Origin of the sequence: Streptomyces sp. NBC_00249, from assembly GCF_026342355.1 — a bacterium.
In the GTDB taxonomy this organism is placed as follows: Bacteria; Actinomycetota; Actinomycetes; order Streptomycetales; family Streptomycetaceae; genus Streptomyces.
On the sequence record NZ_JAPEMV010000003.1, the window covers coordinates 42712 to 64881 of the forward strand.

A 22170-nucleotide genomic window follows, 5' to 3' on the forward strand; every position below is an offset into this window, starting at 1 on the left:
ACCAGGACCCCCAGGCCCTGTCGTCGGTTGCGAAGGGAGGCGGCGGCGATGTCCGTCATCGACCCGGCGGTATCGGTACGGCTCAGCGCGGCAGGCGCGCGCCGCCTCGCCGGGATGCTGGCCGAGGCCGCCCACCTCCTGGAGGACGCGGGACCGCAGCGGCTCACCGACGAGCAGGCCGGCGTACTGGGCCAGGGCGCGGACCGCCCCGAACTGGCGGGCTGGGCCCGCGGCCTCGCGGCCGAGCTCCGCGCCCAACTCTGACCGGCGCACGGGCGGCCCTTCGGTGCGGGGCGCCCCGCACCGGTGAGCCGCCCGCCCGCCGCCGGCCGTGTCAGCGTGCCGTGTCGGCCTCCGTGGCCACCGACTTCGCCCAGCGGTAGTCCGCCTTCCCGCTCGGGGAGCGCTGGATGGCGGGCGCGATCACCAGCTGGCGCGGGATCTTGTACCCGGCCAGCCTGCTGCGGCAGTGGAGCTGGATCTGCTCCAGCGTCGGCTCCGCCGCACCCTCCCGCACCTGTACCACCGCCGCGACATGGCTGCCCCAGGTCGGGTCGGCGACCCCCGCCACCAGCGCGTCGTACACGTCCGGGTGCGACTTCAGCGCCTGCTCGACCTCCTCCGGGTAGACCTTCTCCCCACCGGTGTTGATGCACTGCGAGCCGCGCCCGAGCACCGTGACGATGCCCTCCTCGTCGACGGTCGCCATGTCGCCCAGCAGTACCCAGCGTTCGGCGCCCTTCTGGAAGAAGGTCTCGGCGGTCTTCGCCGGGTCGTTGTAGTAGCCCAGCGGAACGTACCCGCGCTGGGCGAGCCGTCCCGGCACGCCCACGCCCACGGGCTCGTGCGTCACCGGGTCCACGACCTGGGTGCGCTCGTTGACCTGGAGCCGGAACCCCTTCTCCGGCCCGGAATCGTCCGTGGCCTTGCCGTTGGAACCGGATTCGGAGGAGCCGAAGTTGTTCAGCAGCATCACGTTCGGCACGAGCTGCCGGAACTCCGCCCGGACCGTTTCCGACATGATCGCGCCGGACGAGGAGACGCTGAACAGCGAGGACAGGTCGGTCCCCTTCAGCGGGCCCTTCAGCGCGTCGATCAGCGGCCGCAGCATGGCGTCCCCGACCAGCGAGACGCTGGACACCTTCTCCTTCTCGATGGTGCGCAGCACCTCCTCCGGCGCGTACTTGCGGTGGATGACCACCCGCTGGCCGTAGTTGAAGGCGATGAACGAGGTCAGGGTGGAGGTGCCGTGCATCAGCGGCGGAGCGGGGAAGAAGGTGAGCCCCGCCCCCCGCGCCGCGACCCGCTCGGCCAGCTCCTCGGGCCGCTTGACCGGCTCGCCGGACGGCTCCCCGCCGAACAGCCCCGCGAAGAAGAGGTCTTCGGCCCGCCACATGACGCCCTTGGGCATCCCCGTCGTGCCGCCGGTGTAGATGATGAACAGGTCGTCGGGGCTGCGCGGCGGGAACCCGCGCTCCGGCGAGCCGGCCGCCTCCGCGTCCTCGTACCGCACCGGGGCGAGCGCCGGCTCCGGCGCGCCCTCGGGGACGGGTCCGACCCGGATCAGGTGGCGGAGCTTCGCGGTCCGGGGGAGGGCCGCGGCCACCCGCTCCGTGAACTCGCCCTCGAAGACGAGGGCGGCGAGGTCGGCGTCGTTGTAGAGGTAGACCAGCTCCTCCTCCACGTACCGGTAGTTGACGTTCACCGGGACCAGCCGCGCCTTGAGGCAGGCCAGTACGGTCTGGAGGTACTCGACGCCGTTGTAGAGGTGCAGCCCCAGGTGTTCGCCGGGCCGCAGCCCGCTGTCGAGCAGGTGGTGCGCGAGGCGGTTCGCCGCCGCGTCCAGCTCGGTGTACGTGAGCCGGCGCTCGGCGCCGGTCCCGGGGTGGTCCACGTACACCAGGGCCTCACGGTCCGGGACCACGTCCACGACCGACTCGAACAGGTCGGCAAGGTTGTACTCCACCGTTCCTCCTGACCCCGAAAAACTCCATGGCTGGGCTGCTCGGCGGCCATTAGAGCCGCGCTCGGCCCAAGTGGGAAGGGCGTGCGCCAAGAAAACTGACTGGGTGTCAGAAAACTATTGAACTGCACCCGCCCCTACTGCAACCTGTTCTAGGTCTTGAGACGGGAGGACGGCAATGGGTGGGACGGAACACCTGACCGTGGAACGCCACGGCGCCACGCTGGTGCTCACCATGAACAGACCGGAGGCGAAGAACGCGCTCTCGCTTCCCCTGCTGGTGGGGCTGTACGACGGCTGGCTGGAGGCCGACGCGGACGACACGGTCCGCTCGGTGGTGCTGACCGGCGCGGGCGGCGACTTCTGCGCGGGCATGGACCTGAAGGCGCTCGCCGGAAAGGGCATGGACGGCGACCAGTACCGAGACCGCCTCAAGGACGACCCCGACCTGCACTGGAAGGCGATGCTCCGCCACCACCGGCCGCGCAAACCGGTGATCGCGGCGGTGGAGGGGTACTGCGTCGCGGGCGGCACGGAGATCCTCCAGGGCACCGACATCCGCATCGCGGGCGCCGGAGCCACCTTCGGCCTGTTCGAGGTCAAACGGGGCCTGTTCCCGATCGGCGGCTCCACGGTGCGCCTGCCGCGCCAGATCCCGCGCACGCACGCGCTGGAGATGCTGCTGACCGGACGGCCCTACGCGGCCGAGGAGGCGGCGCGGATCGGCCTCGTCGGGCGGGTGGTGCCCGACGGGACGGCCCTGGACGCCGCCCTGGAGACCGCCGAGCTGATCAACGCCTGCGGGCCGCTCGCGGTGGAGGCCGTGAAGGCGTCCGTCTACGAGACGGCGGAGATGACCGAGACACAGGGGCTGGCCTCCGAACTCCTGCGGGGCTGGCCGATCTTCGACACGGCGGACGCGAAGGAAGGCGCGAGGGCCTTCGCCGAGAAGCGGCCCGCGCTGTACCGCCGCGAGTAGCCGGCCGGCCGGCCGTGCCGTGCCGTTCCGCTCCTGCGTTCTCGTCCCGGTGGTGCCGGTCGGGGCGCGGGTGCGGCGCCGTTGCCGGGGGCTCTGCCCCCGGACCCCCGCGCCTCGAACGCCGGAGGGGCTGGATCTGCGCCTCGAAGCCACCCGTCTGAAGATCGGAGACCCACGTATGACAGCCGCGTCCCCGCCGGAGGTCCTCCGCGCGCCCCTCGTCGTCGAGTTCCCCTTCACCCGGTCCCTCGGGCCCGTCCAGAGCGCCTTCCTCAGCGGCCTGCGCGACGGCCTCGTCCTCGGTGTCAGGACCTCCGACGGGAGCGTGATGGTGCCGCCCGTCGAGTACGACCCCCGCACCGCAGAGGAACTGCGCGAACTCGTCGAGGTCGAAGCCACCGGCACCGTCACCACCTGGGCCTGGAACGGCTCCCCGCGCCCGAACCAGCCCCTCGCCACGCCCTTCGCCTGGGTGCTGGTCAAACTCGACGGCGCCGACACCGCCCTCCTGCACGTCCTCGACGCCCCCGGCCCGGAGGCCGTCACCACCGGCATGCGGGTCCGCGTCCGCTGGGCGTCCGAGCGCACCGGCGCCATCACCGACATCGCCTGCTTCGAGCCCCACGACGCCCCGGCCGCCCCCGCCGGCGCCACCCCGCACGACGGCGTCTTCGCCGACCCCGTCACCGGCATCGTCGCCGAGGCCCGCCTCGACTACACGTACAGCCCCGGCCGCGCCCAGACCGCCTACATCAACGCCCTCTCCGAGCGCCGGACCGTCGGCGAGCGCTGCCCCTCCTGCCACAAGGTGTACGTCCCGCCGCGCGGCGCCTGCCCCACCTGCGGCGTCGCCACCACCGACCAGGTCGAGGTCGGCCCGGCCGGCACCGTCACCACCTACTGCATCGTCAACATCAAGGCGCGCGGCCTCGACATCGAAGTCCCCTACGTCTACGCCCACATCGCCCTCGACGGCGCCGGCCTCGCCCTCCACGGCCGGATCGGCGGCATCCCGTACGACCAGGTCCGCATGGGCCTGCGCGTGGAACCGGTCTGGACCGACGGCGGCCGCTACCCCGACCACTACCGGCCCACCGGCGAACCGGACGCCGACTACGACGTGTACAAGGAGCTCATCTGATGGCCACGCAGCGCACTCCGCGCACGCCGGGCCCCGCCCGTGAGGTCGCCGTCGTCGCCTTCGCGCAGAGCGACCACCTGCGCCGCACGGACGAGCTCAGCGAGGTCGAGATGGTCATGCCGGTCCTCCACCAGGTGCTGGCCGCCACCGGGCTCAAGGCCGGCGAGATCGGCTTCACCTGCTCCGGCTCCAGCGACTACCTCGCCGGCCGGGCCTTCTCCTTCACCATGACCCTCGACGGAGTCGGCGCCTGGCCCCCGATCTCCGAGTCGCACGTCGAGATGGACGGCGCCTGGGCGCTCTACGAGGCCTGGGTCAAGATCCAGACCGGCGAGGCCGACACCGCGCTCGTCTACTCGTACGGGAAGTCCTCCCCGGGATCCGTCCGCGACGTCCTCACCCGCCAGCTCGACCCGTACTACCTCGCCCCCCTCTGGCCCGACTCGGTGGCCCTCGCCGCCCTCCAGGCCCAGGCCCTCATCGACGCCGGCGACACCGACGAGGACGCCCTCGCCGCCATCGGCGCCCGCAGCCGCACCGCCGCCGGGGCCAACCCGCACGCCCAGCTGCGCGGCGCCGTCCCGCAGGGCGACTACCAGGTGGCGCCGCTGCGCACCGGGGACTGCCCGCCGATCGGCGACGGCGCCGCCGCCGTGATCCTGGCCGCCGGGGACGCGGCCCGGCGGCTGTGCGCACGGCCCGCCTGGATCACCGGCATCGACCACCGCATCGAGGCGCACGGCCTCGGCCTGCGCGACCTGACCGACTCCCCGTCCACCCGGCTCGCCGCCGAGCGGGCCGGGGTCTTCGACGCCCCGGTGGACACGGCCGAACTGCACGCGCCGTTCTCCTCCCAGGAGGTCGTGCTGCGCAAGGCGCTCGGGCTCGGCGAGGACGTGACGGTCAACCCCTCCGGCGGAGCCCTCGCCGCCAACCCGGTCATGGCGGCGGGCCTGATCCGCATCGGCGAGGCCGCCGCCCGCATCCACCGCGGCGAGTCCGACCGGGCCGTCGCCCACGCCACCTCCGGCCCCTGCCTCCAGCAGAACCTGGTCGCCGTCCTGGAAGGGGACCGAGCATGAACACGACGGGCAAGGAGCCGGTGGCCGTCGTCGGCATCGGCCAGACCAAGCACGTCGCCGCCCGCCACGACGTCTCCATCGCCGGCCTGGTCCGCGAGGCCGCCGCCCGCGCCCTCACCGACGCCGAGCTGACCTGGGCGGACATCGACGCCGTCGTCATCGGCAAGGCCCCCGACTTCTTCGAGGGGGTGATGATGCCGGAGCTGTACCTGGCGGACGCCCTCGGGGCCGTCGGCAAGCCGATGCTCCGCGTCCACACGGCGGGGTCCGTCGGCGGGTCCACCGCCCTGGTCGCCTCCAACCTGGTCGCCGCCCGCGTCCACCGCACCGTCCTGACCCTCGCCTTCGAGAAGCAGTCCGAGTCGAACGCCATGTGGGGGCTCTCGCTGCCCGTCCCCTTCCAGCAGCCGCTGCTGGCGGGCGCGGGCGGCTTCTTCGCCCCGCACGTGCGCGCGTACATGCGGCGCACGGGCGCCCCGGACACGGTGGGCTCCCTCGTCGCGTACAAGGACCGCCGCAACGCCCTGAAGAACCCGTACGCACACCTGCACGAGCACGACATCACCCTGGAGAAGGTCCAGGCCTCACCCATGCTGTGGGACCCGATCCGCTACTCCGAGACCTGCCCCTCCTCGGACGGGGCCTGCGCGATGGTCCTCACCGACCGGGCGGGCGCGGCCCGTTCGCCCAGGCCCCCGGCCTGGGTGCACGGCGGGGCCATGCGCAGTGAGCCGACCCTCTTCGCGGGCAAGGACTTCGTCTCCCCGCAGGCGGGCAAGGACTGCGCGGCGGACGTCTACCGGCAGGCCGGGATCACCGACCCGCGCCGGGAGATCGACGCGGTCGAGATGTACGTCCCGTTCTCCTGGTACGAGCCGATGTGGCTGGAGAACCTGGGCTTCGCGCAGGAGGGCGAAGGCTGGAAACTCACCGAGGCCGGGGTCACCGAACTCGACGGAGACCTCCCCGTGAACCCCTCCGGCGGGGTGCTCTCCACCAACCCCATCGGCGCCTCCGGCATGATCCGCTTCGCGGAGGCGGCCCTCCAGGTGCGCGGACAGGCGGGCGAGCACCAGGTGCCCGGCGCCCGGCGGGCGATGGGACACGCGTACGGCGGCGGCGCGCAGTTCTTCGCGATGTGGCTCGTCGGGGACCGGCCGCCGGGATCCTGAACACACCGCCACATGTGACGCACAGTGGTCTGTGCGGCACCCGCTGCGATGGCTACCCTTGGCCCCCGGGACGACGACCGGGAGGAGCACGCGCGTGACCGAGAGCATGACGTGGGGAAAGCCGGAGCTGGATCTCAGCGGGGCGGACTGGCAGTCGGGCAGCCGGGGAGTGGGCGAGGTCCAGATCGCCTTCGTGGAGGGCTTCATCGCGATGCGCAACCGCGAGCGCCCCGACAGCACCTCCCTGGTCTTCGCACCGGACGAATGGCGCAAGTTCACCCTCCAGGCCCGAGGCGGCCGCCTCGACCCGACGTAGCCCCACCGGGCCCCACCCCGGCCGGGCCCACGTGGCAGGGGTGGGGCCTGCCGACGGCGGTGCGGTGTTCCGGGGTCCGGGGCGGAGCCCCGGCGAACGGTGGAAGGGCGGGCAAGGGACAGCCCCGCAGGGCGCCGGCGGACCGGGACCGAGCCTCAGGCCCCGGCGCACGGCCGCCCGGCCGGCCGTCCCGCCCCCCCCGGAAACGGGTTGCCGACCGGCGGGGTCTCGCGGACGATGGGGACATGACGATCAGCCGCCGAAAGGGCGATGCCGCGTAGACGCCCCGGCGCCCTGCGCGCCGAACGGGGAACCTTCGCGGGCCGCCGCGCGCCCGCCTGGGCGCGCGAGCTGCCCCCGGTGGACCGGCTGTCGCCCGAGGCGAGCGCCGATGTCCACCGGGTGCGCGGCCGGGGCCACTTCTACCCCCTCGAAGACCTCCTGTCCCGCTACCGGGCCTTCCTGGAGAGACCTGGCGGCCGCCTGCGCCTGACGTACGCGCTCTGCCCCGCCCCCGGCTGCGAGCTCGACGACCTCGCCGTCGTCCGCGACGGCCTCGCCGAGTGGTGCGCCGACCTGCCGCCCGAGGCCCGCAGCGCGCTGGCCCGCGTACTGGTGGGACTGGACGCCCGGCTGCGGCGGCGCACCCTGCCCGACCCCGAGGCCCCCCGCACGGACCGCGCCGGAACCCCCCGCCCCTGGTGGCACCGCCTGCGCTACGAGGACCATCAGTAGGGTGTGCCGCATGAGCGGAGAGAGTGACCTGCGGAAACTCCTGAGCGGCATGCGCCCGGAACTGAACGAGGGCCGGTACGCGTTCTGCACGCTGCCCGGCGAGACCCGCCCCCCGGCCGGACTCGCCCCCGTGGCCACCGTCCGCGAGCCCGAGGGCCTCACCCTGGTCCTGCGCCAGGAGGAAGCGGACGCGGCGGGACTGCCCTACGACCACACCGCCGGCTGGATCACCCTGCGCATCCACTCCGCCCTCGACGCCGTCGGCCTCACCGGAGCCTTCGCCGCCGAGCTCGCCGCGCACGGACTCAGCTGCAACGTCATCGCCGGCTACCACCACGACCACCTCTTCGTGGCCGCCGACCGGGCCGCCGAAGCCGTCTCCGTCCTGGAGGAATTGGCCACACGTTCGGCGGAATAGCGAAATCCGGAAAAGATTCCGATCTTTCCCGACCGGGGCCCTTCCCCGGCGCACACGCGGGCGTACGCTGATGCCCCGAACAGGCCTGGGGGGTACCAGCCATGACGGAACGCCGGACCCGCACACGGCGCACGCTCTTCGAACGCGAAGCGGAACTCGTCACCGTCGACGAGGCCCTGGACCGGCTCACCGAGCCCGGCCCGGCGGCGGGCGGCGGCCTGCTCGCCCTCTCCGGCCCGGCCGGCCTCGGCAAGACCACCCTGCTCGCCGAAGTGCGCCGCCGCGCCCTCGACCGCTCCTGCACCCTGTTCGCCGCACGCGGCGGCGAACAGGAGCAGACCCAGCCCTTCCACGTCGCCCGCCAGCTCATCCAGCCCCAGCTCGCCGGCCGCCCCGAGGCCGAGCTGCGCGCCGCCCTCGGCAGCTGGTACGCCATCGTCGGCCCGGCCCTCGGCCTCTGCGCCCCCGAACAGGGCGCCGCACCCGACCCCCAGGGCCTGCGCGACGGACTCGACTGGGTCCTCACCCACCTCACCGTCCAGCGGCCCCCCGTCGTCCTCGTCCTCGACGACGCCCACTGGGCCGACCCCGAGTCCCTCGAATGGCTCGCCGCCTTCGCCCCGCGCGCCGAACACCTCCCGCTGCTCGTCGTCGTCGCCTACCGGCCCGACGAACTCCCCGCCCACGCCGAGGCCTTCCGCACCCTGCCCGGCCGCGCCGGACAGCGCCCGCTCACCCTCGCCCCGCTCAGCGCCGAGGCCGTCTCCACCCTCGTCCGCGAGGCCGTCGGGGAACACGCCGAGGACGCCTTCTGCCAGGAGGCCTGGGCCGTCACCACCGGCAACCCCTTCGAAGCCGTCGAACTCACCGCCAAGGTCCGCGCCAAGGGCCTCGACCCCACCTCGGCCAGCGCCCCGCTCCTGCGCGACCTGGCCGCCGCCCAGCGCGGCAGCGGCCTCGTCGCCCGGCTGCACAGCCTCGGCCCCTCCACCGTCCGCTTCGCCTGGGCCTGCGCCGTCCTCGGTACCGCCATCCCGCAGCAGATCGCCGCCCGCGTCGCCGGACTCGGCGCCGAGGAGGCCGCCGACGCCACCGGCCGTCTGCGCGACGCCCGCATCCTGTCCACCCCGGCCGAAGAGGACGGCAGCGGCCTGGAGTTCGTCCACCCCCTCATCGCCACCGCCATCTACCGGGCCATCCCCGACGCCCTGCGCGTCGCCCTCCACGGCAGGACCGCCGCGGCCGTCGTCGACGCGGGCCTCGGCCCCTCCGCCGCCGCCCGCCACCTCCTGGAGACCCAGCCGGAGAACGACCCCTGGGTGGTCCGCGTCCTGCGCGAGGCCGCCGCCGAGAACCTGCGGGCCGGCGCCCCCGAGGCCGCCCGCCGCCAGCTCGCCCGCGCCCTCCAGGAACCCCCGGACTTCGACGAACGCGCCGCCGTCCTCTACGAACTGGGCTGCGCCTCCCTCCTCACCGAGCCCGCCAACACCGTCAACCACCTGCGGGCCGCCCTCGCCGAACCCATCGACGACCCGGCCCTGCGCCAGGGCATCGTCATCCGGCTCGCCCAGGTCCTCGCCCACAGCGACCACCTCTTCCAGGCCTCCGACCTGCTCGCCCGGGAGATCCCGCACACCCCCGACGCACGCGCCCGGCTGCGCCTGCAGTCCGAACAGTTCATGTGGGACGCCTTCAACGCCGCCGAACCCGACTCCCCGGCCCGCTCCCGCCGCCTCGCCAAACTCGCCGACCACCTCACCGGCCGCGACCTCACCGAGCGCTACGTCATCGGACTGCGCGCCTGGGACGCCTGCCTGCGCGGCGAACCCGTCGACGTGGTCCTCCACCACGCCGGCCGCGTCCTCGAAACCCCCTTCAGCTGGGCCCACGAGGACCGCGGCTTCGAGGTCCCGGTCCTGGCCGCCATGGTCCACATGTACGCAGACCGGCCCGGCCGCGCCGAGGAGCTCTTCGAGGCCGGCACCGCCGAGTTCGAACGCCAGGGCTGGCACGGGGCCCATCTCTCCTTCGCCTACAGCCTGCGCGCCTACGTCCGCTACCGGCGCGGACGGCTCGTCGAGGCCGAGGAACTGGCGCGCGCCGGACTGCGCCTCGCCGAGCGCGTGGGACGCCGTACGCCCGTGCACTGGTACGCCATCTCCATCCTGATCACCACCCTCGTGGCACGCGGCCGGGTCGACGAGGCCTGGGAGCTGGCCCGCGAACACGAGTACGGGGAGCCCTTCCCCGCGGCCGTGGTCTTCCCCGACTCCCAGACCGTCTACGCCGAACTGCTCCTCGCCCTCGGCGACCGCAAGGCCGCCGCAGCCGAACTCGAGGCGGTCGACCGGCGGCTGACCCCGCGCGGCATCCAGAACCCGGCCTGGTGTCCCTGGCAGCTCCACCTGGCCCGCGCCCTCGCCCCCGACGACCCCGCCAGGGCCCGGGACCTCGCCGCCGACGCCCTGCGCCGGGCCCGCGCCTTCGGCGCCCCCTCCGCCATCGGGCAGGCCCTGCGCGTCTCGGCGGAGACCGCCCCCGCCGAGGAGCGCGTACCGCTGCTGCGGGAGGCCGTGGCCCAACTGGAGGACTCCCCGGCCGCCTACGAACTCGCCCGCGCGCTGGCCGCCCTCGGCGCGGAACTGCGCGACCCCGACGTGGCGGCCCGCGCCCTGCTGACCGGCCGGGCGTGCGGCGCGGAAGGCCTGACGGCCGCCGTCACCGACCTGCTGCACTCCCTCGGCGCCACCCCGCCGGCCGACCCCCAGCCGGCCGCGGCCCGCGAGCCCCGGCCGGCCCCGGCTCCGGCTCCGGCCGCGTAGCCCTGTCCGTCCCGCCCGCCCCGTTCGCCCGTGGCGCAAGGCGGGTCGGGGCGGGGCCCGACGGGCAGGGTGAGCCGTATGGATCACCACACCTGGCTGGATCACCTGGAGACCGAGGCGGCCGCCTTCGACAAGGCCGTCCGGCGGGCGGCCGACGGCGGGCGCGAGGCGCCCGTGGTCCCCTCCTGCCCCGGCTGGTCGGTCACCGACCTCGCCGGGCACCTCGGCAGCATCCAGCGCTTCCTGACCCACATCCTGCGCGAACGGCTCACGACGCCCCCCGACCCCACCGACCCCACCCTCTACGACCTCCCCGCCGACCCCGCCGTCCGGGCCGCCTGGCCCCGGCCGGACCACACCCCGACCACCGGCCCCGTGCCCCCGGAGCTCCTCGACTGGTCGGCGGAGGCCGCCCGGGGCCTGGTGCGGGCCCTGCGCGAGCTCGGCCCCGACGTCCCCGTGTGGACCTGGTCGGAGCAACGGTCCAGCGGCTTCTGGGCCCGTATGCAGGCCATCGAGCAGGCCGTCCACCGCTGGGACGCCGAAGCGGTCACCGCGGACCCGGCCCCCTTCGACCCCGCCCTCGCCACGGACGCCGTCGCCCAGACCTTCGAGGTGATGGCCCCCGCCCGGCGCGGCTGGGCCCAGGCCCCGCCCGGGGCGGGGGAGCGGTACCGCTTCCGCCGCACCGACGGCCCCGGGTCCTGGACGGTGGAGTTCTCCGGCGACGAGGTCCGGCCGGTACCGGGCGGCGACGGCCCCGTCGGGGTGGAGGCCGCCGGCAGCGCCTCCGACCTGATGCTGTTCCTCTGGCAGCGCATCCCCGCCACCCGCCTCCAGGTCACCGGCGATCCCGCGCTCCTGACCCGCTGGTTCACCCTCGTCCCGCCCGTCTGAGCACACCCCCACCGGTAAGGAGCAGCCTCGCCGGACGCTCCATACCCGCAGGTCCGGGATCTTCGACCCCGCCACGGGCCCCGCACGGCGGAGGCGGGCCCCCGCGCCCGGAAAGGGCGCGGGGCCACGTACCATGGCGGCATGTCCTTCCTCCGCCGCCACCGCGCCGCCACACCCGCCGGCCCGGACTTCGACGTCCTGGCCATGGACCCGGGGGACTGGCCGGGCAACCTCGGGGCCGGGCTGCTCCCCGCCCCCGACGGCAGCTGCCAGGGCGTCTTCCTGCGCTACGACCTGTTCGGCGGCCGCGGCCCCGCGATGATCATCGGAAACCTCCCCGAGGGATCCCCGGCCCGGGACCTCTCCGACGGCCAGGTCCCCTTCGAGGTGGCCCAGCTCCTCGACGCCCTGGAGAACGACGAGGAGGTCGAGGTCACCGGTACCGAGGACTGCCCCGTCATGCAGGGCGACAACCTCCTCATCGTCCGCAAGGTCAAGCTGTCCGAGAGCCGGATCTCCTGCGTGCAGTTCGACCGCAGCGACAACGTCCTCGTGACCATCGCCAGCTGGGACCGCCCCATCACCGACGACCTCTACGCGCTCCTGAAGCCGCTCCCCGCCGAGCTGTTCCAGCAGGGCTGACGCCAGGAGCGCGCGGGCCGCCGCGCGCTACGCGTCCGCGATGTCGTTCGCCGCCACGTAGCCGAAGGTCATCGCGGGCCCGATCGTCGACCCGGCGCCCGCGTAGCTGTGGCCCATCACCGCCGCGCTCGCGTTGCCCGCCGCCCACAGGCCCCGGATCACCGAGCCGTCCGCCCGCAGGGCCCGGGCCCGCGCGTCCGTGACGATCCCGCCCTTCGTGCCCAGGTCGCCCGGCACGATCCTGAAGGCGTAGAACGGCGGCGCCCAGACGGGCGCCAGGCAGGAGTTCGGCGTCACGTTCGGGTCCGTGTAGTAGTGGTCGTACGCCGTGTCCCCCCGGTGGAAGTCCGGGTCGGCGCCGTTCCAGGCCTGGGCGTTGAACCGGCCCAGCGTCGCCCGCAGCGCCCCCGCCGGCACCCCGATCTGACCCGCCAGCGCGTCCCAGGTCCAGGCCTTGCGGGCCGCCCCCGCGTCGTACCAGGCGTCCGGGAAGGGGAGCGTCGGCAGGATGTCCTTGAACAGGTACTTGTTGCGGTAGTTCTGGTCCACGATCAGCCAGGCCGGGATGTGCGAACCCGTCGCCGCCCGGTCCTTCTCGTACATCACGTGCACCACGTCGCTGTACGGCGCCGCCTCGTTCACGAACCGCGTGCCCGCCCCGTTCACGATCAGGCCGCCCGGCAGGGTCCGCTCCGCCAGACAGAAGTACGGTTCCCCGGGCAGCGGGATCGACGGCCCCCACCAGGCGTCCTCCATCAACGCCAGTGCCGCGCCCGCCCGTTGCCCGGCACGGATCCCGTCGCCCGTGTTCTCCTTCGCCCCCACCGACCACTGCGTCCCGATGGGCTGCTGCTGGTACTGGGCCCGCATCGCGGCATTGTGCTCGAAGCCGCCGGAGCCGATCACCACCCCCTTGCGGGCCCGTACGGTGCCCCGTACGCCCCCCTTCTCCACCACGACGCCCGTCACGGCGCCGCCCTCCTGGACCAGATCGACCAGCGGGCTGTTCAGCCACACCGGCACCCCCGCCCGCGACAGCCCGGCCCGCAGCCCGGCCGCCAGGGCCTGGCCCATCGTCAGCGGCTTCTCCCCGCGCAGCGCGGCCTTCGTGCCGCGCGCCAGGCACTCGGTGGACACCGCGAGCCCCTTCGCGCTCACCGCCGCGAGGTTCAGCCACTTGTAGTCCTGGCTGAACACCACCATGCCGGCCGGCACCGGCATGTACGCCGGGTTGAGGTGCGCCAGTTCGGCGCCCAGGACGTTCCCGTCGATCTGGTCCGGCTCGATGGACCGGCCGTTCGGCAGCCCGCCCGGCAGGTTCGGGTAGTAGTCGCTGTAGCCGTCCATGAAGCGGAACCGCAGCGGGCTGTGGGCCATGACGAAGTCCAGCATCCGGGGCCCGTTGGAGAGGAAGGCCTGCTGCCGGTCGGCCGGCACCTCGGGCCCCACCACCGCCGACAGGTACTGCGCCGCCTTCTGCGGGGTGTCCGGCACCCCGGCGCCCAGGATCACCGAGTTGTTCGGCAGCCAGATTCCCGCACCGGAGCGCGCGGCCGACCCGCCGAAGGTCGGCGCCTTCTCCACCACCAGCACGCTCAGGCCCCGCCCGGCGGCGGTCAGCGCGGCGGTCATCCCGGCCGCCCCCGAGCCGACCACCACCACGTCGTACTCCCCGAGCGGGGTCTCGGCGGCCCGCGCGGCGCCGCCCGGCAGGACGGCGGCGGCGAGCACCCCGGCCCCCGCCCCGGCGAGGACCGCCCGGCGGGAGGGCGGGGCGGGGCACGATCGGTCCAGGCTCTCGGTCATGGGCGGGCTCCAGCGGAGTCGGAGGAAACGGGACGGCTCCAGCAATTCTGATGCCGAGTCAGAAAAGGTGTTCGGGGGATCATGTGATGTCAAGGGCCTGAGCGGCGCGGGCCCCCGACCCCGGACGCGCGAAAGCCCGTGGCCCGCACATCGGATGTGCGTGCCACGGGCTTTCGTCCGTCTCAGCGGGTGCCGACCGCCGCCCGTACCGCTCTACGGGCCATCCCCGCGTCGTCGTGCAGGCGGCGCAGCAGCAGGCGCTGCTCCTCCCCCGAGGACAGGCCCCCCGCGACCGGCGGCCGGTCCGGGCCGGTGGCCAGCATCGAACGCTGCACCGCCGTCTCGGACATCCGGATCTCCCGGGTCAGCACCAGCATCAGGTTCACCAGGAACGCGTCCCGGGCCACCGGGCCGGCCGACTGCGCGAGCCGGCTGATCTGGCCGCGCGCCGCCGGGGCGTCACCCAGGACCGTCCACAGCGTGGCCAGGTCGTACCCGGGCAGGTACCAGCCCGCGTGCTCCCAGTCGAGGAGCACCGGCCCGGCCGGTGACAGCAGCAGGTTCGACAGCAGGGCGTCACCGTGGTTGAACTGCCAGGGCGTGCCCGCCACGCGCACCCCGTGCAGGAGCTTCTGCAGGTCCCCGAAGTCCCGGTCGGTCAGCAGCCCCAGCTCGTGGTCCCGGGTGATCCGGCGCGCGTAGTCCACCGGGTGCCCGAACAGCTCGGCCGGGGGCCGCCACTGGTTCACCCGGCACACCGCCCCCAGCGCGGCCCGTAGGTCGGTGCGCGGCGGGGCTTCCACCGGGTGCCGCTGGAGCGCCGCGACCCGGCCCGCCATCCGCTCGACGACCAGCACGCAGTTCTCCGGGTCCGCGGCGATCAGCCGGGGCACCCGTACCGGCGGGCGGTGCCGGACGAACGCCCGGTACGCCGCTATTTCGTGCCGGTACCGCTCGCGCCACTCGGGCGAATGGTCCAGTAAAACCTTCGCGACGGCGGTCGTCCGTCCTGTGGTGCCGACCAGTAGCACCGACCGGCCGCTGCGCCGCAGCACCTGCACCGGCGCGAACTCCGGACAGATCCGCTGCACCGAGGCGAGCGCGGCGCGCAGCTGGGCCCCCTGCGGTCCCGACAGGTCGAGTCTTCCGCTGAGGGGCTGTGATCCGGCCCCCGGCATCCGCCGCGCCCGTACGGCGTCCTGCGCCGGGACCGCCGGGCGGCCGGGTTCGAGGTAGGGGCCGCCGCCCGCCTGGAGCGTGCGGTGAGACCGGACCGGGGCGGACACGGAGGACGTTGCTGCGTACATGGCGTTTACGGTTCCCTTCGTGCGCCGACGAGTTGCGTACGCCGCCCCGCCGGATCCCGTGCTTCACCCTGGGGAGTTCCGCCGGTGACCGGGTCGGGGAGGCGCATTCCTACCTGACACCCGGCGGTCCCTGGCGAACCACGGGGCGTGCCCTGGCGAACCCTGGCGAATAGTCCACGGGGATCTGACAGGGGGCTACTGTCAACTCAGCCGAGAACCTGGGGGCTTGACGTGAGCAAAGGTCCAAACACCCGTCTGAACGACCTGTTCGGCCTGGCCGGCTGGTCGAAGGGCGAACTGGCGAGGATGGTCAACCGGCAGGCGGCGGCGATGGGCCACCACCAGCTGGCCACCGACACCTCGCGGGTGCGGCGCTGGATCGACATGGGGGAGACCCCGCGCGAACCGGTGCCCACGGTACTGGCAGCACTGTTCACCGAGCGGCTCGGTCGTGTCGTGACCATCGAGGACCTCGGGTTCGTACGGCAGCGGCGCACCAGCAGACGGCAGCCGGACGGGGCGAAGGAGAACCCCGACGGAGTGCCCTGGGCGCCCGAACGCACAGCCGCGGTCCTCACCGAATTCACGGGAATGGACCTCATGCTCAACCGTCGCGGCCTGATGGGCGCGGGAGCCGCGCTCACCGCCGGCTCAGCCCTCAGCAACGCCATGTACGACTGGCTGCACACCGACCCCGCCACCACCGTGGACGCACAGCGCTTCGGCGACCCCTACCAGGCCGATCCGGCCGGCTACGACCGCTACGAGGCCGCCCCGATCGGCTCGCAGGAGATCGAGGCCCTGGAGCGTTCCGTGGAGGTCTTCCGGGCCTGGGACGCCTCCAGAGGCGGAGGGCTCCAGCGCAAGGCCGTCGTGGGCCAGCTGAACGAGGTGGGCGGCATGCTCGCCTACCACCACCCGGACCACCTCCAGCGCAGGCTGTGGGGGGTGGCGGCCAACCTGGCGGTGCTCGCGGGCTGGATGTCGCACGACGTCGGCCTGGAGCCGACCGCGCAGAAGTACTTCGTCATCGCCGCGCACGCCGCCAGGGAGGGCGGGGACCGGCCGCGCGCCGGCGAGGCCCTGTCCCGGGCCGCCCGCCAGATGGTCCACCTCGGGAAGCCCAACGAGGCCCTGGACCTGATGAAGCTCGCCAAGTCCGGCTCGGGGGAGCAGACCCTGCCGCGCACCCGCGCCATGCTGCACACCATCGAGGCCTGGGCCCAGGCCGCCATGGGCAAGGGCCAGGCCATGCGGCGCACCCTCGGCGAGGCCGAGGACCTGTTCGTCTCCGACAAGGGCGACGTACCGCCGCCCTCCTGGATGCAGCACTTCGACGAGGCGGACCTGCACGGGATGCAGGCCCTGGCGTACCGGACCCTCGCCGACCACGACGCCTCGGCGGCGCCGGTGGCCGCCCGGCACGCGCGGGAGGCACTGCGGCTGCGTGGTGACGGCTACCAGCGCTCGCAGATCTTCGACTACATCTCCATGGCCTCCGCCTGCTTCATCGCGGACGACCCGGAGCAGGCGGACCGCTACGCCCGCCTCGCCCTCGTCTCGATGAACGAGACCTCCTCGCACCGCACCTGGGACCGGCTCCGCGAGATGTACCGGCTCACCGGCCAGTACGCCGGGTACGCGCGGATCGAGGACCTGCGCGAGGAGATCAAGCAGGCCCTCCCCGACAGCCCTTCGCCGCTGGAGCGGGGTGCGGTGATCTGAGCGGCTGCGGTCACCCCGCTGCGCGGGCACGCGCCGACACCGTCGGCCGGCACCACGGTGACACGACACGACCCGGCACCACGAAGGACGACGCGGCGCCGCACGAGGACGGTCCGCACGAGAAGGGCCGCGCCCCACGGCGCGGCCCTCGAACCTCTTGCGCCTCTGCGCGGCCTAGTGCTGTGACCGGAAAGGTTCACCGTGTCACGGCGCCCGGCACGGCACCTCGCCGCGTTGTCGGACCACCCGAGTACGTCCAGTACACGCGGCGGCCCTCCGCCTTGCGAGGCTTCCCCTCGGCCCTGCGGGCCTGGGGAGACCCCATGCACCGGACACCGCGACCCGGCAAACCTTCCCGGCCACAGCACTAGCCGCCGATCCGGGCGACCAGCACGCACGCGTCGTCCTCGCGCTCGCTCTCGCCGAACTCCTCCGTCACCATCCGGACGCAGTCCCGCGCCGACCGCGCCGCCGAGAACCGGGGCGCCAGCGCCAGCAGCCGTTCCGTCCCGTCCGCCCGGCTGAACTCGATGCTGCGCGGCGTCAGTCCGTCGGTGTGCAGGATCAGGACGTCGCCCTCTTCGAGCCGTTCCTCGGCCTGCCCGTACGTGGCCCCGGAGGTCGCCCCCAGCAGCACGCCCTCGGGCGGCTGCAGTGCGCGGCCCTGGCCGCGCCGGAACAGCAGCGGCGCGGGGTGTCCGGCCTGCGCCCAGGAGAGCATCCGGCGCGCGGGATCGTAGCGGCAGCACACGGCGGAACCGAGCGCGGGCTGTACGGAGTTCTCCAGGAGCTGGTTGAGCCAGCCCATCAGCGGGCCGGGCTCGATCCCGGCCATGGCCATGCCGCGCAGGGCGCCGAGCATCATCGCCATCCCGGAGGTGGCGCTCACCCCGTGCCCGGTGAGGTCGCCGACCGTCAGGAGGGAGCGGCCGTCGGGCAGTTCGAGGGCGTCGTACCAGTCGCCGCCGATCAGGGCGCTGGTCGCGGAGGGCAGGTAGTGCGCGGCCACGTCCATCGCGCCGGCCTTGTCGTGGGGGAACCGCAGGGAGCCGCGCCACGGGGGGAGCACGGCTTCCTGCAGCTCGACCGCCAGCCGGTGCTCGGTCTGCGCGATCTCCCGCTGGCGCTGCAACGAGTCGCGTGACTCGCGCACCGCCCGCTGGCTGCGGCGCAGTTCGCTCACGTCCCGCAGTACGGCCCACATGGAGGCCGTGCAGCCGTCGGAGTCGAGGACCGGCTCGCCCCTCATGTGCAGCGTCCGGACCCGGCCGTCGGCCCGGACGATGCGGAACTCGCCGTCTATCGGCTTCCCGTCCACCAGGCAGTCCGTCACCATCGCGGTGAGCAGCGGCTGGTCCTCGGAGAAGAGGGTGGAGCCCAGTTCGTCCAGGGGCAGCGCGCCGGCCTCGGGGGACCGGCCGAAGATCTGGAAGAGCTCCTCGGACCAGGTGACCTCGTCGGTCAGCAGGTTCCACTCGGCGCTGCCGACGCGGGTCTGCCGGTCCTCGGTCGCGGCCTCCGGGGCGGCGTGGGGGAGTTCGACGAGGTCGGGGACGGGCGGCAGCCCTTCCTTGAGCTGGCCGAGGTGCTGGCCGAGGTCGTCGAGGTGGTGCACGGCGAGGTCGCACAGCGCGCGCTGCCAGCGGCCCTGGGCGTCGTCGTCGTCGACGACGGTGTCGCGGCGCACCGCGTCCACCTCGCCGCGCAGCCGGCGGGTCTGCGAGATCAGCGCATCCACCGATCCCGGTTCTGGCGGCTGCGCGGGACGGTCCGCGTACAGGTGGGACGGCATGAGAACTCCGATACAGGCGCGGCACGGCCAAGTCTGAAAGAAGGACCGGTTACGACTGTTGCACAGCGGGCGATGGCCTGTAAGGCGTTTGGCAACATCCGTAACGGTCTTGCTTGAGGCATATGCCGCAGGCCTCCCGGCCCCCCTCGGTCCTGTGCGAACGAATCCGGTCAGCCCGCAAGGGCCGCGCGCCGGGGGGAATCCGGACGGGCGCGGCGGGCGGGCGTCCGGACGCGCTCACGGGCGCCGCGCGGATCCCGGCGGCCGGGGTTCCGGTCGACCGCAGGCGGGGCCCGGTGCCCGGCCGGAAAACGGCCGTCCCCGGCGGCCGGCTCGATCGTACGGCCGAGGTGTACGAGGCCCGCGCGCCGCCTCCCTGCCCCGGGCGCGGGGCCGTTGCTCCTTCGGGGGACCCCCCGAACGAAGGACCCCCGTCAGCGGAGCGGGTGGACGGAAGCCCGGGCGGCGGTGCGCGGGCGTGGACACATCACTTCCCAGCTCACCCGGTGATCGCTACGCTACGTGTCGGTAATGAGCCGGGGGCGGTCCGTTTCGCGCGGGCCCGGGCAGGGTGGGGACAGCAGCAGATGACCGATCAGGGCAGCGCGCCCGCACAGGGCGCGGCCGGGGCGGACCGGGCGGCCGCCGGGAGCGCGGACGGGGCCGACCATGCGGGACGGCGCCCGGCCGGAGCGAGCCGGCGCTCCTTCCTCACCTACCTCGTCGCGGCGCCGACCCTGGCCCTGGTCACCCGTGCCGGGGCCGACGCGCTCGCCCCGCAGGCCGCGCACGCCGTGATCCCGACCCTGCCCGCCATCGCCGACCTGGTGGACCTGGGCGACCTGTTCATCCTGGCCGGCGCCCCCACCTCGGCCCTGCTCGCGCTCGCCGTCGAGACGGACGGCACCATCCGCTTCCGGCTCCCGCGCGAGGAGGTGGGCCAGGGCTTGACCACCGCCGTGGCCATGCTCGTGGCCGAGGAGCTCGACGCGCCGCTGGCCTCCGTCCGGGTGGAGCTGGACGACGCCCGCCCCGAGCTGCTCTTCAACCAGCTGACCGGGTCCTCCAACTCGATCCGCTCGCTCTACGGCCCGGTCCGCCAGTGCGCCGCCACCGCGCGGGCCCGCCTCGTCGCGGCCGCCGCCGCCCGCTGGAAGGTCTCCCCCTCCGGCCTGACCACCGCGAACGGCGTCGTACGGGCCCCCGACGGCCGCACCGCCGACTACGGCAGCCTCTCCGCGGCCGCCGCCGCGCCCGGCCTGATCGTCCTCGGGGCCTCCCCGAAGCCGGCGGCGAAGCACGCCCTCGTCGGCACCCCGACCAGCCGGATCGACGCCCGCGCCATGGTCACCGGGGCCCAGAAGTACACCCTCGACCTCCAGGTGCCGGGAGCCAAGCCCTGCGTGGTGCGCCGCCCGCCCAGCCTCGGCGGGAGCGTCCGCTCCGTCGCCAACCTCGCGGCCGTCCAGGCCATGCCCGGTGTCCTGCACGTGGTGACCGTACCGACCGGCGTCGCCGTCGTCGCCGAGACCTTCGGGCAGGCCCTCGACGCCAAGGCCGCCCTCCAGGTCAGCTGGGGCCCCGGCCCGGCCGACCAGCTCTCGGACGCGCAGATCCGTACCAAGCTGCGCGCCGCCAACCCGGCGCCGCTGCTGCCCCCGCTGCTCACCCCGTACGTGGACGCCGAGTTCGACTTCGCCTTCGTCAGCCACGCTCCGATGGAGACCAACTCCGCCATCGCCGACGTGCGCGAGGACCGCGCCGAGATCTGGTCCGGCCTGAAGTCCCCGATCGTCGCCCGCGAGACCATCGCCGCCGACCTCGGGCTGCCGCTGTCCAAGGTGACGGTGCACGTGGTCCAGGCGGGCGGCTCCTTCGGCCGGCGGCTGTTCTTCGACGCCGCGCTGGAGGCGGCCCGGATCTCCAAGGCCTGCCGCCGCCCGGTGCGCCTGATGTGGACCCGGGTGGACGACACCCGGCACGGCCGGATGCGCCCCGCCACGTACCACCGGATCCGCGCCACCCACCTGCTCGGCGAGGTCCTCAGCTTCGAGCACCGGGTCGCCGCCGCCGAGACCGACTTCCGGCACGGCCTCGGCGAGATCATCACCGCCACCGTCGCCAGCCTGCCGTCCGGCATCGGCAACGCCACCCTCGCCCAGACGCTGTTCCTCACCACCGTCAAGTCGCCGTACCACTTCGGGCTCACCACCCAGGCGCTGACCGAGGTGCCGACCGGGATCCCCACCGGCTCCTGGCGTTCGGTGTACTCGGCCAACACCCGCGGGGCCGAGGAGATCGTGGTCGACGAACTGGCCGCCGCCACCGGCAAGGACCCGTACCGCTTCCGGCGCACCTTCCTCAAGACCGAGGCGCAGCGCGCCGTCCTGGACAAGGTCGCCGCCGAGGGGGAGTGGGGCAGGGCGATGCCGGCCGGCTGCGCGCAGGGCATCGCCTTCCACGAGGAGTACAAGTCCCGCACCGCGTGCCTCGTGGAGATCGACACCCGCGATCCGGAGCACGTCCGCGTGACCAAGGCCGTCATCGCCGTGGACGTCGGCCTGCCCGTCAACCCGCGCGGTCTGGAGGCCCAGATGATCGGCGGCCTCACCGACGCGATCTCCACCACCCTGCGCGCCGGGCTGCACCTGGACAAGGGGCTGCCGCTGGAGGGCAGTTACAGCCAGTTCCACTGGGCGAAGCAGCGCGACACCCCGCGCGACGTACGGGTCTTCGTGCTCCCGGCGACCGGTACGGAGCCGGGCGGCGCGGGCGAGCTCGGGGTGCCGGCCGCCGTCGGTGCCATCGCCAACGCCTGGGCCCGCGCGACCGGTTCCAAGCCGCGCAGCTTCCCCCTCGACTTCGACGTCGACTTCACCCCCTACCCGCGCTGAACCTGGAGTACGCCGTGCCCTCGCACACCTTCACCGTCAACGGGCAGAGCGTCACCGTCGACGCGCCCGACAACCTGCCCCTGCTGTGGGTGCTCCGCGACATGCTGGGCGTCACCGGCCCCAAGTACGGCTGCGGGGTGGACGTCTGCAAGGCCTGCACCAGCCACCTCGACGGGGCGGACGTCCGCCCGTGCGTGGTACCCGTCTCCGCCTGCGCGGGGAAGAAGGTCACCACCATCGAGGGGCTGGCGAACGGGGACCAGCTGCACCCCGTGCAGGAGGCCTGGCTCGAACAGGACGTGGCCCAGTGCGGTTTCTGCCAGCCGGGCCAGATCATGGCGGCCGTCGCGCTGCTCCAGCGGACCAGCGAGCCGACGGACGAGGACATCGACGCCATCGCCAACATCTGCCGCTGCGGGACCTACTTCCGCATCCGCGAGGCCATCCGCAGTGCGGCCGCCCGCATGTGACGGTCCGTC

The 22170-nt window shown here is 73.9% G+C and carries 18 protein-coding genes; 14 read left to right on the plus strand and 4 right to left on the minus strand.

Annotation, left to right across the window (positions count from 1 at the left end; genetic code table 11):
• Positions 1-48: 48 nt before the first annotated feature.
• Positions 49-264, plus strand: a complete 216-nt coding sequence (locus tag OOK31_RS14515; protein ID WP_267012924.1) for a hypothetical protein — start codon at positions 49-51, stop codon at positions 262-264.
• A gap of 70 nt (positions 265-334) precedes the next feature.
• Here the strand turns inward: OOK31_RS14515 and OOK31_RS14520 are convergent, their stop codons facing one another.
• Positions 335-1966: an acyl-CoA synthetase gene (locus OOK31_RS14520; RefSeq protein WP_267012925.1), complete on the minus strand. Its 1632-nt coding sequence runs from the start codon at positions 1964-1966 to the stop codon at positions 335-337.
• 175 nt (positions 1967-2141) lie between these two features.
• On the opposite strand from OOK31_RS14520, the gene OOK31_RS14525 reads away from it, so the two are divergent.
• The 10 genes from OOK31_RS14525 (at position 2142) to OOK31_RS14570 (ending at position 12167) form a co-directional block, all read left to right on the plus strand.
• Positions 2142-2942 (plus strand): crotonase/enoyl-CoA hydratase family protein, encoded by an 801-nt coding sequence (locus OOK31_RS14525; RefSeq protein WP_267012926.1) that lies wholly within the window; start codon positions 2142-2144, stop codon positions 2940-2942.
• A 178-nt stretch (positions 2943-3120) separates the two neighbouring features.
• Entirely contained in the window at positions 3121-4083 is a 963-nt protein-coding gene (locus OOK31_RS14530) for a Zn-ribbon domain-containing OB-fold protein (RefSeq protein WP_267012927.1), read from the plus strand.
• Positions 4083-5165, plus strand: a complete 1083-nt coding sequence (locus OOK31_RS14535) for a thiolase domain-containing protein (protein ID WP_267012928.1) — start codon at positions 4083-4085, stop codon at positions 5163-5165. Before OOK31_RS14530 ends, OOK31_RS14535 begins: the two co-directional genes overlap by 1 nt.
• The gene (locus tag OOK31_RS14540; RefSeq protein WP_267012929.1) at positions 5162-6337 is read left to right on the plus strand and encodes a thiolase domain-containing protein; all 1176 of its coding nucleotides are present in this window, start codon (positions 5162-5164) and stop codon (positions 6335-6337) included. The genes OOK31_RS14535 and OOK31_RS14540 overlap by 4 nt, the downstream gene beginning before the upstream one ends.
• A 106-nt stretch (positions 6338-6443) precedes the next feature.
• Positions 6444-6653, plus strand: a complete 210-nt coding sequence (locus OOK31_RS14545; protein WP_267088280.1) for a DUF397 domain-containing protein — start codon at positions 6444-6446, stop codon at positions 6651-6653.
• A 270-nt stretch (positions 6654-6923) separates the two neighbouring features.
• Positions 6924-7388 carry a hypothetical protein gene (locus OOK31_RS14550; protein WP_267012930.1) on the plus strand — a complete coding sequence of 155 codons (465 nt, stop codon included), beginning with the start codon at positions 6924-6926 and terminating at the stop codon, positions 7386-7388.
• A 10-nt stretch (positions 7389-7398) separates the two neighbouring features.
• Complete coding sequence (locus tag OOK31_RS14555) at positions 7399-7806, plus strand: ACT domain-containing protein (RefSeq protein WP_267012931.1); 408 nt, start codon at positions 7399-7401, stop codon at positions 7804-7806.
• Between the two features lie 101 nt (positions 7807-7907).
• Positions 7908-10628, plus strand: a complete 2721-nt coding sequence (locus OOK31_RS14560) for an AAA family ATPase (protein ID WP_267012932.1) — start codon at positions 7908-7910, stop codon at positions 10626-10628.
• 78 nt (positions 10629-10706) lie between these two features.
• Positions 10707-11525: a maleylpyruvate isomerase family mycothiol-dependent enzyme gene (locus tag OOK31_RS14565; protein ID WP_267012933.1), complete on the plus strand. Its 819-nt coding sequence runs from the start codon at positions 10707-10709 to the stop codon at positions 11523-11525.
• A gap of 141 nt (positions 11526-11666) precedes the next feature.
• Positions 11667-12167, plus strand: a complete 501-nt coding sequence (locus OOK31_RS14570; RefSeq protein WP_267012934.1) for a hypothetical protein — start codon at positions 11667-11669, stop codon at positions 12165-12167.
• 27 nt (positions 12168-12194) lie between these two features.
• Here OOK31_RS14570 and kstD read toward each other — a convergent pair whose 3' ends face one another.
• Together kstD and OOK31_RS14580 are read right to left on the minus strand one after the other, a co-directional pair.
• Positions 12195-13973, minus strand: coding sequence for a 3-oxosteroid 1-dehydrogenase (kstD, locus tag OOK31_RS14575; RefSeq protein WP_323188215.1), 1779 nt, complete (start codon positions 13971-13973; stop codon positions 12195-12197).
• 182 nt (positions 13974-14155) lie between these two features.
• The gene (locus OOK31_RS14580; RefSeq protein WP_267012935.1) at positions 14156-15280 is read right to left on the minus strand and encodes an aminoglycoside phosphotransferase family protein; all 1125 of its coding nucleotides are present in this window, start codon (positions 15278-15280) and stop codon (positions 14156-14158) included.
• 231 nt (positions 15281-15511) lie between these two features.
• Here OOK31_RS14580 and OOK31_RS14585 point away from each other — a divergent pair, with 231 nt between their 5' ends.
• Positions 15512-17005 (plus strand): hypothetical protein, encoded by a 1494-nt coding sequence (locus OOK31_RS14585; protein ID WP_267012936.1) that lies wholly within the window; start codon positions 15512-15514, stop codon positions 17003-17005.
• 367 nt (positions 17006-17372) lie between these two features.
• On the opposite strand, the gene OOK31_RS14590 is transcribed toward OOK31_RS14585, so the two are convergent.
• Positions 17373-18797 carry a PP2C family protein-serine/threonine phosphatase gene (locus tag OOK31_RS14590; protein WP_267012937.1) on the minus strand — a complete coding sequence of 475 codons (1425 nt, stop codon included), beginning with the start codon at positions 18795-18797 and terminating at the stop codon, positions 17373-17375.
• A 587-nt stretch (positions 18798-19384) separates the two neighbouring features.
• Here OOK31_RS14590 and OOK31_RS14595 point away from each other — a divergent pair.
• Together OOK31_RS14595 and OOK31_RS14600 are read left to right on the plus strand one after the other, a co-directional pair.
• Positions 19385-21691, plus strand: coding sequence for a xanthine dehydrogenase family protein molybdopterin-binding subunit (locus tag OOK31_RS14595; protein ID WP_267012938.1), 2307 nt, complete (start codon positions 19385-19387; stop codon positions 21689-21691).
• 14 nt (positions 21692-21705) lie between these two features.
• Positions 21706-22161, plus strand: a complete 456-nt coding sequence (locus OOK31_RS14600; RefSeq protein ID WP_267012939.1) for a (2Fe-2S)-binding protein — start codon at positions 21706-21708, stop codon at positions 22159-22161.
• The last annotated feature ends 9 nt before the right edge of the window (positions 22162-22170 follow it).